Raw genomic sequence first — 13843 nt, 5'->3', positions numbered from 1 at the left:
AAACTATGCTACACTCCCCAGTGTCGCGAAATGGCTTGAGACCGGGAACAAGGAACAAATTGCGTGTCCGTCCAGGAGGTTCAATCCCTGCGGGATTTAAAAATCCTCGCAGCCAGTGAAACCAAGGGGTTTCAGTGGCCGACCCTTGTCTTTTCGCTGCTGGTGATCTCGATGACGCTGGTCGGCATCGTGCTCGGCGCCATGGGCGTGGTCCCGCTCTGGGTGGCGATGCTCTGGAACGCCTTCTGGATGGCGCAGGGCTACACCGCCGCTCATGAATGCGCCCACCACAATATCAATGGCCGGCACCGCAATCTGCGCTGGCTCAACGATGTGTTCGGCGTCGCCGGATTTTCCTTCACCCTGCATTCCTACACCGTGCACCGCCATGTGCACCGGCTGCATCACGCGCATACGAACGATCCCGAGCGCGACACCGACGCCTGGGTCTCCGACGCGCCGAATTTCCCGATGGCGGTCATCCGTGCGCTGCTGTTTTATTTCTACACCAACTACAACATCATCAGGGTGTATCCGCTGGTTCAGAACAAGCGGAAGTTCCTGATCCGCGCATCGATTGAAACCGCTGTTCCTTTTGCGATCATCATCACGCTGTCATTAATGGGATATTGGCGCGAAGTGCTGATGCTGTCAGTAATCCCGACCATTCTGACATTCGCCTTGGTGAGTTTTTTCATCGACTGGCTGCCGCATCACTTTGAAGGCGATCACAGCGATCCGATGAAGCAGACCTTCATCATGGTGCCATCAAAAAGCTGGCGCGGCTGGCTGATGAAATGGATGTATAATTTTCACAATTACCATCTCATCCATCATCTCGTGCCGGGCATCCCGTGGTACGCCGTGGAACGCACGTTTGAGAAGTCGGAAGGTTTTCTGAAAAGCGCCGGCGCGCGGATTTATTATCCCGATGACCGCGCAGCGCAGCCCTCACCCGTGCCGGCGGAGTAAGCGCGCCCGCCTACCCCCACCATTCTTTCGGGCGCTTGTTGGCGCCGGCCGCCTGCTCAAGTGCGAACATGCCCTTGAACATGGTCTCTTCGTCGAACGGTTTGGCGAGAAGCTGCAAGCCCAGCGGCAAGCCCTGCTTGTCGTACCCGGCCGGAACCGATGCGCCGGGAATGCCGGCGAGGTTCGCGGTCACGGTGAATACGTCATTGAGATACATCTGCACCGGGTCCGCCATTTTCTCGCCGAGCCCGAAGGCGGCGGACGGCGCGGACGGCGTCAGGATCAGGTCCACCTTCGAAAACGCGTCAGTAAACTCGTCAAAAATCTTCTTCCGCACTTTCTGCGCGCGCAGATAATAGGCGTCGTAATAGCCGGCGGAGAGAACATAAGTGCCGATGAGGATGCGGCGCTTCACTTCATTGCCGAAACCTTCGGCGCGGGTGTTCTCATACATCGAGGTGATGTCGGAGAATTCTTTCGCACGATAGCCGAATTTCACGCCGTCATAGCGCGCGAGGTTGGAGGAGGCTTCCGCCGGCGCGACGATGTAATAGACGGGCAGCGCATATTTGGTGAGCGGCAGGGAGATATCGACAATCTCGCAGCCCGCATCCTTCATCCATGCGATGCCTTGGCTCCAGAGCTTCTCGATTTCCTCCGGCATGCCGTCAATGCGGTATTCCTTCGGCACGCCGACTTTAAGTCCCTTTAGCGACTGCCCCAGCGCCGCTTCGTAGTCGGGCACCGGACGATCAACCGAGGTGGAGTCTTTCGGGTCATGGCCCGCCATGGACTTCAACATGATCGCGGAGTCGCGCACATCCTGCGCGATCGGTCCCGCCTGATCGAGCGAGGACGCAAAGGCGACGACGCCCCAGCGCGACACACGGCCGTAAGTGGGTTTGACGCCGACGGTATTGGTCAACGAAGCCGGCTGGCGGATCGAGCCGCCTGTGTCGGTCGCGGTCGCCGCTGCGCAAAGTCTTGCAGCAACCGAAGCTGACGACCCGCCGGAAGACCCGCCCGGCGTCAAATCGGCATTGCCGCCATCTTCGCGCCGCCACGGATTGATGACATTGCCGTAGTAACTCGTCTCGTTGGAGGACCCCATGGCGAACTCGTCCATGTTGAGCTTGCCGAGCATCACCGCGCCGTCACGCCAGAGCTGACTGGTCACCGTCGATTCATAACGGGGATGAAACCCGTCCAGAATATGCGACGCCGCCGTGGTGAGCGTGCCTTCGGTGCAGAACAGATCCTTGATGCCGAGCGGCACGCCTTCCAGCGGCCCGCCTTCGCCTTTCGCGAGTTTCGCGTCTGACGCTTTGGCCATGTCGCGCGCCTTGTCCGGCGTCACCGTGATGAAGGCGTTCAGCGCTTTGGCTTTTTCTATGCGCGCAAGATAAGCGTCGGTCACTTCAAGCGAGGTGACTTCTTTTGCTTTCAGGGCGTCGCGCAATTTGGCGAGGGTCAGATCGGCTGGCGTTGTCATCGTTTACTCAATTGAGGCGCACTGAGAGATGCGCGCGGTTTCAGTTGCCCGCCGGCTGGGCGGCGATAAGCGAAATATTGCTGCGGTCGTGGTCCTGTCCGAACCGCCGTTCAGACCATCCATAGGCGAAGACAGGGATGTCGGAAAAGATCGAGCACCAGACTTCATCTTTGTCTTCCGTGACGCCGTCATTCGTCGCGACCGGCGCTACGCTCAAGGATCGCCAGTTCGCCGCGCCGAGCGACGGGATGGTGAGAGTCTGGTTGAAACGCGGCTGGTGGCTTCCCGCCGCATCAAAGCACCGGATCGCAGCAGTCGACGCCTGGCTTCCATTGGCGTTCACAATCGAAAATCCGAATTCGCGCTCAAGGCGCTTGCCGTCGATCGAATAACGCTCGCCGCTGATCGTACCCGGTGCGCTGGTGAGCATCGGAGCGATCCATGACGTCGCGCCGCCGGGATAATTCGGGCGCAACCGCGAAGGATCAATCTCCAAGGGTTTGGTGAGACCCGGAAGCTTGGATTTTTTCGGCAGCTGCAAGTCCTGCGCGGAAGCAGCGGTCACGGCGCCAAACGCCATAGCCGCGCCAGCGAATAACAGTGCTTTGATCCTGGTCATCGGTTCTCTCCCTTTTGAAGTCTTGTCGGTTACTCCACCACTTTCGGCACGACGAAGAAATGGTCTTCCGTCTTCGGTGCATTGGCGACCACGTTGTCAGGCTGTCCGCCGCCGGTCGGTCCGGATTGCAGCACGTCCTCACGCATCGGCAATGAGACATCGACAGTGGAGGCCATCGCCTCGACGCCCTCCACATCGACTTCGTTCAATTGCTCGATCCAGCCCATAATGCCGGAAATTTCTTTCGCCAGCGGCTCAAGGCGCTGTTCGGGCTCGGCGATGCGCGCCAGTTTCGCGACTTTGCGCACAGTGTCCTTATCGATCGACATGGGCTCTCTTTACACTCTTCAAATGGGCCTTAACGCCTATCAACGCCCCCGCTCTCGCGCAAGGGCGCCAGCGGCGGCATAGAGCCTGTCGATCTCTTTATCGGGCTGGGCGAGCGGCGACCGGGCGAATTCCTTGAGCGCCTGCGCGAAATCCGCGTCCCCGGTCCGCTCGGCCACGAGATCGTAAAACATCGCCTCGGAATAGCCCTCCGGGCCTGACCGCTCGATAAAAGCCCGCCAGAAATTCGCCGTGGAGCGGCGCTCCGCCATGGCCACCGCCGAGGCGATCACATGCCCGCAAGCATAGAGCGCGCGAAAATCGCCCCGATTGCGCGCGCCATTCAGCGAGCCGTCATCAAGCTCGCGGGCGCATTCAGCCCTTGCGCGGCGTTCATCGCGCTCAAAATCCGCACCATCCCATTCCCCGAGCGCCACCATGATCTCCGCCGCCATGGCGTCCGCCGCGCCTTCATGGATCCATTCCGGCGGGTTTGAATCCCCGGGCGCGCCGCCGCCTGCCACAGATGCACAGCCTCATGGGCGGTCGACTGGATGAAGACGCCGCGCGCCTTGTCATTTGGCTCCGTCCATGCGCCGCCCTCGAGGCTGATCTGAAACTGCGCCGGCAATGCGTCGCCCGTATAACTCAATTGCGCCTCGGCCCCCGGCTGTGCGGAGAGAAAGAGATTGGGTTTGGTTTCCGGCCCCGCCCCGAACATCTCCACGAGCTTAGCGAAGCTCGCCGGGACGATGCGGTTGAACTCTTCCACGATCCAGTCCGGCGTCGCCGGGTCGATCACCGCCATGACATGATCGGTCTCGACGGGCGCCAGCGGTCCGAGATAGACAAAAGCCGGATGCGCCATGGGGCTGCGCCAGTCAGCCAGGGACGGCTCGTTTTCGCCAAAAGCCACCACATGACCGCCCGGCGTCGGGCGGAAATCAAACACCGCATTGGCGCGGGCGCCGGTTTCGGTCAACGGCCAGAAATGCCCGGTATAGACCAGCGCACCGCCTGCGCCGTAAGGCGCGACCGGCTGATACTCTTTAGGCAGACGATCCGCCGAAGGGCTCGCCGTCAATCTCAGCGTGTCGAAGCGCTTGCCGTCGCGGCGCGAGACAATGTCAATGTCCTCGCCCTTGGTGATCTCAAATGCGGCGGGCAGCGCCCATTGCCTCACCCTATAATCACCGCTGATTTCCTTGAACGCGACCTGTCGTTGCGGACGGCGCCATTTATAGGCAAGCATGAGCGATGCGTCTTGCTCCTGCGTCACTGCAATGCGTAATTCCGGCGCGGGCGCGCGCCCGCAGGATGCGATCAAGGCGCCCGTTAGAAACGCAAGAATAAAAATCCGAAAAATTGCTGACACCTTACTCTGACCATTCCCATCGACCGGACTTGACCACACCTGCTACTATCAAGCCATGAGCGACTCATTTGAACAACTGGCCGCCGCATTCGGGGCCTCGGGCGCGCTGTTTGGCCTCGATATCGGCGAAAAGACCATCGGCGTCGCGGTCTGCGACCCGGCGCGCATGGTGGCCACCCCGGTCGAGACCATCCGCCGCAAGAAATTCACCCCCGATGCGGAGCGCCTCGCGGCGCTGGCGGCGGAGCGCAAGATCACCGGCATCGTGATCGGCCTGCCCCTGCATATGGACGGCGCCGAGGGCCCCAGCGCCCAGCGGGCCCGCGCCTTCGCCCGCAATCTGCCGCGCATTCTCGATCTCCCCATCGCCTTCTGGGATGAGCGGCTGTCCACCGCCGCGATGGAGCGCGACCTGATCGCCCTGGACACCAGCCGGGCCAAGCGGGCGGAAAAGATCGACGAAATGGCGGCGACCTTTATACTCCAGGGCGCAATCGACCGCATAAGAGGGATCGCCCCATGAAAGCCAGAACGCTGCGCCACCTTATTATCGCACTTTTGACGCTGACCGGGGTGTTCCACCTGCTTGTCGCCCTGTTGGGCGGCGCGCCGGGCCTCGCCCTGCCGGTCGCGGGATTCGGCCTGGTCTTCGTGGTGATCGGGTTTCTCGCCCGCGCCGACACCAAGGACGGCTCCAAAACCCACAGCCGCAATGCGATCATCGCCGCCATCATCGCCTGCACGGCAGGCCTCATTCTCGGCGGCAGGAGCTATCTGGAAGGCGGCGTGCCGGAATCGTTCCCGGTCATGGCGATCATCGATGTCGCCATTATCGTCGCCGCCATCATGTGGCTGGTGAAAAGACAAGCGAAAAAGCGCCGCTAAAACCCCATTGCCGACTCTGCTTTGAGCCTATAAAGCTCCGGCTTTAATGACAAACGCTGAACGCCCCGCACCGCCGAAAGGCGGTTTCACCGCGCGCCGCATGATCGCCATTGACGATCTGAGCGACGGCGACATCCGTTATTTGCTCAAACTGTCGGAATATTACGCCGGGTTCCTGCGCCGCGCCGCGCCGCCCCCGAGGCGGCTCGCCGGCAAGACCCAGATCAATTTGTTCTTCGAGGATCTCGACCCGCACCAATCTCTCCTTCGAGCTGGCGGGCAAGAAACTCGGCGCCGATGTTATCAATGTCCCGGTTTCCGCCTCCTCCGTGCATAAGGGCGAGACAATGATCGACACCGCCCAGACCATGGCGGCCATGGGCGCCCATGTGATGATCCTGCGCGCCAAGGAAGAAGAGCTGCATTACCAGCTCGACGAAGTTCTCTCCTGCCCCGTGGTCAATGGCGGCGCCGGCAAGCGCGAACACCCGACGCAAGCCCTGCTCGACGCCGCCGCCGTGCGCTCGGAATTCGGCACGCTGGAGGGCCTCACCATCGCGATATGCGGCGACATCAAGCATAGCCGCGTCGCGGGCTCCGATGCGCGGCTGTTTCAACGCCTAAACGCGCAGGTGCGTTTCGTCGGGCCGAAACATTTAATGCCCGCCGACGATCAGTTCACGGATATTCCCCGCTTCGACAGTCTCAAAGACGGCCTTGACGGCGCCGATGTCGCCATGGGCCTTCGCATGCAGTTCGAACGCATGGAGGGTGACGGCAAGAAACTCGCGCAAGGTTTCTTTGAAGAATTCGGCCTGACCCATGAAACCCTGAAATTCGCCAAGCCCGGCGCGCGCGTCATGCATCCGGGACCGATGAATCGCGGCGTCGAGATTTGCGGGCGCCTCGCCGATGATGAAGAATTGTCGCTGATCCTGCGGCAAGTGTTTTACGGCGTCGCCATGCGCATGGCGTGTCTGGATGCGCTGTTGACGCGCGGGGAATAGCAAAAGCCTAATCCCACCAAAACCACCATGTTTTTGCGCCGAGAAGGCTCGCCGCAAGCGCATCAAAACTACCAAAACCTTGGTCAATAATATCGTTGCAATAAAGATATTGCTGGAGCGCCAGCTCTTCAGCTTCTTTCACCGTAGCCGCCGGTTTATTCACTACAACTTCCACCGTGTCGAAAGCCGCAGTGGCAACAACAGCGCCGTATTTTTCACCCCAAAATTTATGCAAAGCACAATGCACTGGTGCTGGTGGGCATTCGTTCCAATTTCCATAATGCAGATGAGCAAAAATCTTCCAACTTTCGCCGACCGCCACTGGGATGATCCCGATGTAAAGGTCCTTTATTGGCGCTTGTGATAAAATATCCAGATTGCCAATCAAACCATTCTGCGGCTCTATTTCTCTTTCAACTCCATCATTGGGCGGAAAATCGAAATCATCCTCTTCAGCATATGATCTGTATTCGGCTTCACGAGACCTGAACCACACCTCAAGATCAAAGTTTTCACTAACCTCAAGTAGGCTTTCTATTGGTTTTTCATCGTCTGCCGAATTGAATTCATACGTCTCAATCAGCCGCGACAACGAAAACGCATCGCCCGCTATAAATGGCGTCGATTGGGGGCTGTTCAGCTTGATTTCTTCAATGAGTTTAAGGGCCTTACCTCCTTTAGTAACGTAATGATCAAACGGGATCGTTACCATCATATCGCCAGCATGCCGGTCTTTGTTGTTTGCCAGATTCCGGGTCGTACCCTTGGGATAGAATTTTGGTTTTCCAAACAATGGATTCTCCGGATCAACCAGCACAAAACCGACCTCCTCCATATCAAACGATAAAAGTGCAAAGAAGGGAATAGATTGCTAGCACGGGCCCGACTATAACTCTGCATATGACCATTATTCTCCCCCTCATCCTCGGCTATCTGCTCGGCTCTGTCCCGTTCGGCCTCGTCATTACGCGGGTCGCGGGGCTCGGCGACATCCGCGCCATCGGCTCCGGCAATATAGGCGCGACGAATGTCTTGCGCACCGGCCGCAAGGATCTGGCGCTGGCGACGCTGTTGCTCGACGGGGGCAAGGGCGCGATTGCGGTGGTCATCGCGGTGCTCATGGGCTGGCGGCCTGAGGTCGCGGGCGCGGCGGCTTTCCTAGGCCACTGCTTTCCGGTCTGGCTCAATTTCAAAGGTGGCAAAGGCGTTGCAACCTTCATGGGCACACTGTTCGCCCTCAATGTCGTCGCAGGAATTTTTGCAGGCGCGACCTGGCTGAGCATTGCGTATCTCGCGAAATATTCTTCGCTCTCCGCGCTGGTCGCCGCGGCGGCGACCCCTTTCATTATGTTCGCCATGGGCAAGCCGACCTACGCCATCGCCTGCACTTTCATGGCGGCGCTGATTTTCCTGCGCCACAAATCCAACATCCAGCGCCTGCTCTCCGGCGACGAACCGAAGATCGGCGCCAAGAAGGAGGCGAGCGCGGGTGCTTGATGGCAGCGAGCGCCTTGACTGGCTTCAACTGATCCGAACCCAGAATATCGGGCCTGTCACCTTCCACCGCCTCATCGCGAAATTTGGAACTGCAAAACAAGCGCTTGACGCCCTGCCCGACCTGTCGCGCAAATCCGGGCGCTCGGCGGCGCTGAAACCCGCCAATCGCAGTGATTGCGAACGCGAGCTGAAGCAAGCGGAAAAACACGGCGCCCGCGCCATTGCCGCTTGCGAGGACGATTATCCCGCCGCGCTGAAAGCCGTCCCCGATCATCCACCGATATTATATGTGCGCGGCCATGCCAGCCTGTTTGAAAAGCCTGCTGTCGCGATCATTGGCGCGCGCAACGCCTCCGGCGTTGGCCGCAAGCTGGCGCGCATGCTGGCGGCGGATCTCGGCGCAGCGGGCTATGTCGTCAGCTCCGGCCTTGCGCGCGGGATTGACGGCGCCGCCCATGAAGCCTCGCTGAAAACCGGCGCCATCGCGGTGGTCGCTGGCGGCGTCGACATTATTTATCCGCCTGAACATGCAGACCTCACCGAACGCATCGCCGCTGAAGGCGCAGTGATCTCCGAATGCCCCATGGGCGCGCAACCGACCGCGCGGGACTTTCCCAAACGCAACCGGCTGATCTCCGGCCTGTCGCGCGGCGTCGTGGTGGTCGAGGCGGCGGCGCGGTCGGGCACGCTGATCACCGCCAATTTCGCGCTGGAACAGGGTCGCGAGGTTTTCGCCGTGCCGGGCTCGCCGCTCGACCCGCGCTGTCAGGGCGCCAACCGGTTGATCCGCGACGGCGCGACCCTGGTGGAGACGGCCCAGGATATTATTGACGGGCTCGCCGCCCAGACCAGCGGGCTGTCGGCGCGCGGGCGCGACCTCTTTAATTGGGAAAGCGGCATGAATGAGCGTGAGCCCGACCCGGCGGCGATGATCTCCCTGCGCAATCAATTGCTGGAAATCCTCAGCTTCACGCCCCAGCATCGCGACGAAATCCTGCGCGAGGCGGATGCCCCGCCGGGGCTGGTCGCCGACGCCCTGCTGGATCTGGTGCTGTGCGGCGAGGCAGTCGAGCATGATGGCGGCAAATTCTCGCTCAAGGCTGACTAGCAACCGCAGGCCGCCGAATTTCAGGCGAATCCGCCGGACCGGGCGCGAATATGGCGATCCGCATCGCCGCCGGATGCTTTACAGCTCACGGGGTTTCCAGGCGGCGCCTTGCAACTTCTTGCTTTTCAAAGACTTTTCTGGCGACCGGCGCCATCGCTCCAAGCCGGCGCCTTTCCCAGCGACTCGATTGCAGTTGAAGCAAAGACTTACAGATCGTTTACCTCGTCTGAGCGAGGATCCCACACCACATGGTTGACAGAACGCCACAGCCCGCCCCATAGGGCGCGCCCACGCCCGTTTCGCTGACCCCCGTTTCGCTGACCACGTCTGGAGACGCCGCCCGCATGCAAGTTGTCATCGTCGAATCCCCTTCTAAAGCGAAGACTATCAATAAATATCTGGGTTCCGGCTATACGGTGCTGGCCTCTTACGGCCATATTCGCGACCTGCCCTCCAAGGACGGTTCGGTTAAGCCCGATGAAGATTTCGAGATGGTCTGGGAGCTCGACGCCAAATCGAAAACCCGGGTCAACGACATCGCCGCCGCCCTCAAGGGCGCGGACCGCTTGATCCTGGCCACTGACCCGGATCGCGAAGGCGAAGCCATTTCCTGGCACTTGCTGGAAACGCTCAACGCCAAAAAGGCGCTGAAGGGCGTCAAGATCGACCGGGTCGCCTTTAACGCCATCACCAAAGCCGCCGTGCAGGACGCAATCGCGCATCCGCGCGAGATCGATGCGGATCTGGTCGACGCCTATCTGGCGCGGCGCGCGCTCGACTATCTCGTCGGCTTTACACTGTCGCCTGTACTGTGGCGCAAGCTGCCCGGCTCGCGCTCGGCTGGCCGGGTGCAGTCCGTGGCGCTGCGGATCATCTGTGACCGCGAACTCGAAATCGAAACCTTCGTCCCGCAGGAATACTGGACCGTGAAGGCGCAAGCCGTTTCCGGCGACAGCGCGCCCTTCGAGGCGCGGCTGGTGCTGCATCAGGGCGAGAAGGTGCAAAAATTCACCCTTGGCGACGAAGCCGCCGCCATGGGCGCGAAGACAGCGGTCGAAACATCGAGCTTCACCGTCGATGCGGTCGAGGCGAAGCCCGGCCGGCGCAACCCGCCGCCGCCCTTCACCACCTCGACGCTCCAGCAGGAAGCATCGCGCAAGCTCGGCTTTAATGCGCAGCGCACCATGCGCACCGCGCAAAAACTCTATGAAGGCATCGACATTGGCGGCGAGACCACCGGTCTCATCACCTATATGCGTACAGACGGCCTCGATATGGCGCCCGAAGCCATCAGCGATGCGCGCAAATCCGTCGGCGCGCAATTCGGCGATAGCTATGTACCGAAAAGCCCGCGCATTTATAAGTCGAAAGCCAAGAACGCGCAGGAAGCGCACGAATGTATTCGCCCGACCGCGTTTTCCCGTGCGCCCGATAAAGTCCGCGGGCTCGGCGATGACGAGCGCAAGCTTTACAGCCTGATCTGGAAGCGCGCCATCGCCAGCCAGATGGAATCCGCGCGGCTGGAAAACACCACCATCGACCTGTTGTCTTCGGACAAAAAGACGGGCCTGCGCGCCACCGGTTCTGTCATTCTCTTTGACGGCTTTCTGGCGCTCTATGAAGAAGGCAAGGACGATCCGGAATCGGAAGATGGCGGCGGCGTATTGCCGAAATTGTCGGCCGGCGCCGACGCAAAGGTTTCAGATACGGCGGCGGACCAGCATTTCACCCAGCCCCCGCCGCGCTATTCCGAAGCAAGCCTGGTCAAGCGGCTCGAAGAACTCGGCATTGGCCGTCCTTCGACCTATGCGTCGATCCTGACGGTTCTGCGAGACCGTGGTTATGTCACCATGGACCGCAACCGGTTCATCCCGGATTCCAAGGGCCGCATCGTCACCGCGTTTCTGGAGAACTATTTCCGCAAATATGTGGAATATGACTTCACCGCAGATCTTGAGGGCACGCTCGACAAGATTTCCGCCGGCGAAGCGGACTGGAAAGTCTTTCTGCGCAATTTCTGGTCGGAATTTCACGCCGCCGTCGAAGACACGGGCGAACTGCGGATTTCCGAAGTGCTCGACGCGCTCAATGAATCGCTTGGGCCGCTGATCTTTCCGAAAAAGAAGATGGCTCTGATCCGCGCGCCTGCGCGTCCTGCGCCGAGGAAGGCCGCGAAGGCGGACGCCTGTCGCTCAAGACCGGAAAATTCGGCGCCTTTATCGGCTGCTCAAACTATCCTGAATGCAATTTCACGCGCCAGCTTTCAGCCCTTGGCGAAGGCGAAGACGGCACGGAGTCCGGCGACCGCCTGCTTGGCAAAGACCCGGCGACCGGCATGGATGTCTGGCTGAAAGTCGGCCGCTTCGGCCCTTACTTCCAGCTTGGCGAGCAGGAAAAAGGCTCGAAAGAAAAACCCAAACGCTCAAGCCTGCCAAAGGGCTGGAGCGTTTCGGATGTCGATCTTGAAAAAGCATTGATGATGCTTTCGCTTCCGAGGGAAGTCGGCCCGCATCCCGAAGATGGCGAAATGATCGAAGCCAGCCTCGGCCGCTACGGGCCTTTCGTCAAACACGGCAAGACCTACGCAAATCTTGAAAATATCGACGAGGTGTTCGAGGTCGGCCTGAACCGTGCGGTCACGCTGATCGCCGAGAAGATCGCCAATCCCCGCGCCGGTCGCGGTCAGGCGGCAAAGCCGCTCAAGGAACTTGGCGCGCATCCGGAAACCGGCGACCCCGTCAATGTCATGAACGGGCGTTACGGGCCTTATGTGAAGCACCAGAAAACCAACGCTACGCTGCCGAATGGCGTGGAACCCGACAGCGTCACGCTGGAACAGGCGGTTGAACTGATCACCGCCCGCGAAAAACGGCCATCCAAGAAAAAAGCCGCAAAGAAGAAGGCTACGAAGAAAAAGACAACAAAGAAGGCGACCAAGAAGGCGCCCGCAAAGAAAGCCACTACAAAAAAAGCGCCGGCAAAAAAGGCCGCCGCTAAAAAGGCGACAACGAAAAAAGCGCCCGCGAAAAAAACCGCCGCCAAAAAGAAAGCAGCGACGAAAAAAGCTGCGGACTAGGCTGCGAAAACTTTCTTGAGATTCCCCCTTGCCGCCTGACGCAATTGATCGCCGCAACGCGCATCAATTGCGCGCCTGATACGCTGCATCGCTCACGCACAAATTTGTGACCCCCGCAACGCGCGCAGCAATTGTGCAGTGCGAAATATTTCACACTCCCTTCGCGAAATCATCGCCGAACCGTCATCAATACTCCCTATCTCGCGCGTCGAGACGCAACGCCCTGACCGTCTCGACCCCGAAAACCCGAAAAGGAGTTTGCAGATGACTCGCGCCCTCACCGCCATCGCCTGCCTCGTCCTTGGCGCCACAACCCTTGCCAGCGCCAACACCACCATCGCCCTGGAAGACGTGCCTGAAAACATCATGGACGCCGCTATTCGCACCGCGCCCGGCGTCACCTTCGATCGCGTCAGCATCGAAGTGGAAGATGGCGTTTCGATTTATGAGTTTGAAGCGAAAGACCATAATGGCCGCCACATCGAAATTGATGTGACGGAAGACGGCGAGGTTGAAGAGATCGAAATGGAATTCGATATCGAAAACCTGCCCGCCGCCGTCGCCAAAACGCTGTATGATACAGTTCCCGGTTTCGAGCCGGACTATGTTGAGTTCTCGGTCCGTCAGCATGCGCCGATCTATGTTTACGAGTTTGAAGGCGCCTATGAAGGCCGGCCGGTAGACATCGAAATCGCCGAAGATGGCGCTTTGCTGGTCTTCGACTACGATTTGTCGAGCTAAAATACGCCCTTCCGGCGGCGTAGATCTGCGCCGCCGGTTCGCGGCAATTTGCGGCGAGCCGTTAAGACTCCTGTATCATTCTCTCGCTTTAACCGATTGCATTGTTTATGCGTCAGGGGATGAGCATGAGACGGATAATCCGGCCAGCATTCCGGCCCGTTTTCCGAGCCGGAGCGGCGGCGGTGTTGATCGCGCTCGCTTCCGCCTGTGCAACGGCGCCGTCATCAACCGTCGTCTCCAGCGCAGAATTTTCCACTCTCGCCCTTTGCTCCGGCGTCAGCATTTCCAATGCGCCGGCGACGGATAATCGAAACCGCATCGTCCAATATGATCCCCAGGCTTATGTTCGAGGCAAGACATTGCTGCGAGCGCCGGTCAAAGCCTGCGTCTCTTCCGGCTTCGGACCACGGCGCGGCGGCGCCGGCGCCTTCCATCATGGGGTGGACCTTTACACCGGCAGGCCGGAAGCGATTGTCGCTGGCGGCGACGGGGTCGTCGAAACAGTCGGCGCCTTGCGGGGATACGGCAAGACGGTGCTGATCAGTCATGGCGGCGGCGTGAAAACCCGCTACGCGCATCTGTCCGCCTATGCGCCCGGACTGAAGCGGGGCGTGCGCGTCGCCATGGGCAGTCCCATTGGACGCACCGGCGCCACAGGCAACGCCAGCGCCGTACATCTGCATTACGAGATCATGATCGACGGAAAGCGCCATAACCCGCTCACTGTGGGCCGCTGATAGCGTT

Annotated in this window: 15 protein-coding genes and 1 pseudogene; 10 read left to right on the top strand and 6 right to left on the bottom strand. The window is 60.0% G+C overall.

The genetic code is table 11. The features are described from left to right. Positions 1-63 precede the first annotated feature (63 nt). On the top strand, positions 64-972 hold the full coding sequence (locus AC0L8G_RS10015) for a fatty acid desaturase family protein (RefSeq protein ID WP_473388710.1): 909 nt from the start codon (positions 64-66) through the stop codon (positions 970-972). A gap of 10 nt (positions 973-982) precedes the next feature. Here AC0L8G_RS10015 and gatA read toward each other — a convergent pair whose 3' ends face one another. Genes gatA through AC0L8G_RS09990 form a run of 5 tightly spaced genes read right to left on the bottom strand, consistent with a single transcriptional unit; the run spans position 983 to position 4785 of the window. Continuing rightward, on the bottom strand, positions 983-2464 hold the full coding sequence (gatA, locus tag AC0L8G_RS10010; RefSeq protein ID WP_473388708.1) for an Asp-tRNA(Asn)/Glu-tRNA(Gln) amidotransferase subunit GatA: 1482 nt from the start codon (positions 2462-2464) through the stop codon (positions 983-985). A gap of 40 nt (positions 2465-2504) precedes the next feature. Next, on the bottom strand, positions 2505-3083 hold the full coding sequence (locus AC0L8G_RS10005) for a hypothetical protein (protein WP_473388707.1): 579 nt from the start codon (positions 3081-3083) through the stop codon (positions 2505-2507). Positions 3084-3112: 29 nt separating this feature from the next. Beyond that, the gene (gene gatC / locus AC0L8G_RS10000) at positions 3113-3412 is read right to left on the bottom strand and encodes an Asp-tRNA(Asn)/Glu-tRNA(Gln) amidotransferase subunit GatC (RefSeq protein ID WP_473388706.1); all 300 of its coding nucleotides are present in this window, start codon (positions 3410-3412) and stop codon (positions 3113-3115) included. A 39-nt stretch (positions 3413-3451) separates the two neighbouring features. Beyond that, positions 3452-3850: a hypothetical protein gene (locus tag AC0L8G_RS09995; RefSeq protein ID WP_473388705.1), complete on the bottom strand. Its 399-nt coding sequence runs from the start codon at positions 3848-3850 to the stop codon at positions 3452-3454. Then, positions 3754-4785 carry a hypothetical protein gene (locus AC0L8G_RS09990; RefSeq protein WP_473388704.1) on the bottom strand — a complete coding sequence of 344 codons (1032 nt, stop codon included), beginning with the start codon at positions 4783-4785 and terminating at the stop codon, positions 3754-3756. The genes AC0L8G_RS09995 and AC0L8G_RS09990 overlap by 97 nt, the downstream gene beginning before the upstream one ends. Positions 4786-4840: 55 nt before the next feature. Here AC0L8G_RS09990 and ruvX point away from each other — a divergent pair, with 55 nt between their 5' ends. Genes ruvX through AC0L8G_RS09970 form a run of 4 tightly spaced genes read left to right on the top strand, consistent with a single transcriptional unit; the run spans position 4841 to position 6677 of the window. Beyond that, positions 4841-5308, top strand: coding sequence for a Holliday junction resolvase RuvX (ruvX, locus tag AC0L8G_RS09985; protein WP_473388703.1), 468 nt, complete (start codon positions 4841-4843; stop codon positions 5306-5308). Then, on the top strand, positions 5305-5670 hold the full coding sequence (locus AC0L8G_RS09980) for a hypothetical protein (protein WP_473388702.1): 366 nt from the start codon (positions 5305-5307) through the stop codon (positions 5668-5670). Before ruvX ends, AC0L8G_RS09980 begins: the two co-directional genes overlap by 4 nt. Positions 5671-5716: 46 nt before the next feature. Then, on the top strand, positions 5717-6007 hold the full coding sequence (locus AC0L8G_RS09975; RefSeq protein WP_473388701.1) for a hypothetical protein: 291 nt from the start codon (positions 5717-5719) through the stop codon (positions 6005-6007). Next, on the top strand, positions 5898-6677 hold the full coding sequence (locus tag AC0L8G_RS09970; RefSeq protein WP_473388846.1) for an aspartate carbamoyltransferase catalytic subunit: 780 nt from the start codon (positions 5898-5900) through the stop codon (positions 6675-6677). Before AC0L8G_RS09975 ends, AC0L8G_RS09970 begins: the two co-directional genes overlap by 110 nt. A gap of 7 nt (positions 6678-6684) precedes the next feature. Here AC0L8G_RS09970 and AC0L8G_RS09965 read toward each other — a convergent pair whose 3' ends face one another. After that, positions 6685-7494, bottom strand: coding sequence for a DUF4253 domain-containing protein (locus AC0L8G_RS09965; RefSeq protein ID WP_473388700.1), 810 nt, complete (start codon positions 7492-7494; stop codon positions 6685-6687). An 83-nt stretch (positions 7495-7577) separates the two neighbouring features. Here AC0L8G_RS09965 and plsY point away from each other — a divergent pair, with 83 nt between their 5' ends. From plsY to AC0L8G_RS09940, 5 genes and pseudogenes are all read left to right on the top strand, one after another. Continuing rightward, complete coding sequence (gene plsY / locus AC0L8G_RS09960; protein ID WP_473388699.1) at positions 7578-8174, top strand: glycerol-3-phosphate 1-O-acyltransferase PlsY; 597 nt, start codon at positions 7578-7580, stop codon at positions 8172-8174. After that, the gene (gene dprA / locus AC0L8G_RS09955) at positions 8167-9282 is read left to right on the top strand and encodes a DNA-processing protein DprA (RefSeq protein ID WP_473388698.1); all 1116 of its coding nucleotides are present in this window, start codon (positions 8167-8169) and stop codon (positions 9280-9282) included. Before plsY ends, dprA begins: the two co-directional genes overlap by 8 nt. 344 nt (positions 9283-9626) lie before the next feature. Continuing rightward, positions 9627-12358: pseudogene (topA, locus tag AC0L8G_RS09950) on the top strand (type I DNA topoisomerase). A 264-nt stretch (positions 12359-12622) separates the two neighbouring features. After that, positions 12623-13099, top strand: a complete 477-nt coding sequence (locus AC0L8G_RS09945) for a PepSY domain-containing protein (RefSeq protein WP_473388697.1) — start codon at positions 12623-12625, stop codon at positions 13097-13099. A 125-nt stretch (positions 13100-13224) separates the two neighbouring features. Then, on the top strand, positions 13225-13836 hold the full coding sequence (locus tag AC0L8G_RS09940) for a M23 family metallopeptidase (RefSeq protein WP_473388696.1): 612 nt from the start codon (positions 13225-13227) through the stop codon (positions 13834-13836). Positions 13837-13843 lie beyond the last annotated feature (7 nt).

Source organism: Hyphococcus sp. D3-15 (assembly GCF_055809375.1).
Note: the sequence above shows the minus strand (reverse complement) of the source record. Positions and strands in the feature narration are given on the sequence as shown.